At 63.3% G+C, this 1,952-nt stretch carries 1 protein-coding gene; it reads left to right on the top strand.

From position 1 onward, the window contains the following. Window positions 1-580: 580 nt before the first annotated feature. Complete coding sequence (gene ltrA, locus LN042_RS36665) at window positions 581-1,846, top strand: group II intron reverse transcriptase/maturase (protein ID WP_230055800.1); 1,266 nt, start codon at window positions 581-583, stop codon at window positions 1,844-1,846. Window positions 1,847-1,952 lie beyond the last annotated feature (106 nt).

Here is a 1,952-nt window from a genome sequence, read left to right as displayed (position 1 = left end):
GTGTGTCCTGAACGCGAAAAGGAGTTGGTGGTAGCGAACTTCAATAGCGGTGCTGTGTGAGAGATGAAGGTCTGGCCCTTCGGAGCCGCCCTGCGGGGGGAGGCTTCAAACCACCTTATGCTGCGTTGGCTGAAGACCGTCGTGGTGAGCGATAAGGAAAAGGCGTCGTAAGAGGCGTCAGGTGGGGATCGGAAAGACGAACGCAAGTGAATCGCTGCTGACGTGTCGAAATGGCAACAGATGACATCGAAACCGGGGAGTACGCAAGTCCCCGGGATGAGCCTGGAGGGCGCCCGTTTACTGGCCAGGCGGTGTCCGGCATGGAGGCGACGTGAGTCCGGTCTGCGGCTCTCGCATGGAACAGGAGAAGGCAGGTCCCGACGCTCCCCGCCGGAATGGGCGGGGGAGAGGGAGTGCCCCAAGCAGATGCAACTGTGAGGGGTCGAGTACCGATGCGGGTCCTGCTGGCGGACCGGTCCGTAGTAGTGATGAGGCTCCTGTAACGGGGGTGGAGCGAAGGGGCCGGGCCGCTCGTGACTGTGTTGATCACATCAACCGGATGTTCTCCGGGAGGAGTGGGGTGAGCCAGTTGAAGTCTCGGATCAAGCCGTTTGATATCTCGAAGCGGGAAGTTGTGGAGGCGTGGAAGGAAGTCAGGGCTAACAAGGGTGCACCGGGAGTGGACGGGCAGAGCATCGCCGATTTCGAGAAGGACATCCAGGGAAACCTGTACAAGGTCTGGAATCGTATGTCGTCGGGCTCGTACTTCCCGCCTCCGGTGCGCGCGGTGGAGATCCCGAAGCCTCACGGTAGTGGCACGAGAATGCTTGGCATTCCCGCTGTCGCCGACCGGGTGGCGCAGACTGTGGTGGCCCGGCATCTGATGCGAAGGGTGGATCCGATTTTCCATCCGGACAGCTATGGATACCGGCTTGGACGGTCTGCCCTGGACGCGGTGGGAAAATGCCGGGAGCGGTGCTGGAAGAAGAACTGGGTGGTCGAGCTCGACATCCAGAAATTCTTCGACAGCGTGCCCTGGGACCTGCTCGTCAAGGCGGTGGAGATCCATACGGATGCCGTCTGGGTGAAGTTGTACGTGCGCAGGTGGCTCGCCGCCCCGCTCGTCATGCCCGACGGCACCCTGGTGAAACGGGAGCGCGGGACGCCGCAGGGCGCCCCGGTGTCTCCCGTGCTGGCGAACCTGTTCCTGCACTACGCGTTCGACACCTGGATGGCCCGGGAGTACCCGACCGTGCAGTTCGAACGCTACGCGGACGATGCGGTGCTGCACTGCGTCTCCGAGCGCCAGGCCCGTGAGGTCCTGGCGGCGCTGACGGACAGGATGGTCGAGGTCGGACTGCAACTGCACCCGGACAAGACCCGGATCGTGTACTGCAAGGACGGCATGCGCAGCGGCTCGTACGAGCACGAGGCGTTCACGTTCCTCGGGTACACGTTCCGCGCCAGGAGGAGCCGGAGTCGGTACGGGAACTTGTTCCTGTCGTTCGAGCCGGCGATCAGCAGGGAGGCCCTGACCAGGATTGGGCGGGAGGTGCGGTCCTGGAACCTGCACCGGCGGTCCGACCTGTCCTTCAGCGAGCTCGCCCGACGGATCAATCCGGTGGTGGCTGGCTGGCTCAACTACTACGGCCGGTTCCGGCCGTGGGAGCTGCACTCCTTCGTCATGCGCATCAACGCCTACCTGGTGCGCTGGATCCGCAAGAAGTACAGACGGCTCGCGGGTAAGCGGAAGGCGCTGGCGAAGCTGCGGGAGATCGCGAAGCGGTACCCCCGCATGTTCGCCCACTGGCGCCTTTCACCCACGCAGGGAGCCCTAATGATCTGAGATCAGAGCGGCAAGAGCCGTGTAACGGGAGACTGTTACGCACGGTTCTGTGAGGGCCGGGAGGTGAGATCCCTCCCGGCTACTCGACCCGTTGATCTTCTTTCCG

The sequence above is a fragment of the Kitasatospora humi genome (assembly GCF_020907985.1).
In the GTDB taxonomy this organism is placed as follows: domain Bacteria; phylum Actinomycetota; class Actinomycetes; order Streptomycetales; family Streptomycetaceae; genus Kitasatospora; species Kitasatospora humi.
The sequence above is the reverse complement of the archived record's forward strand: the minus strand, read 5'-3'. Positions and strand labels throughout refer to the sequence as shown.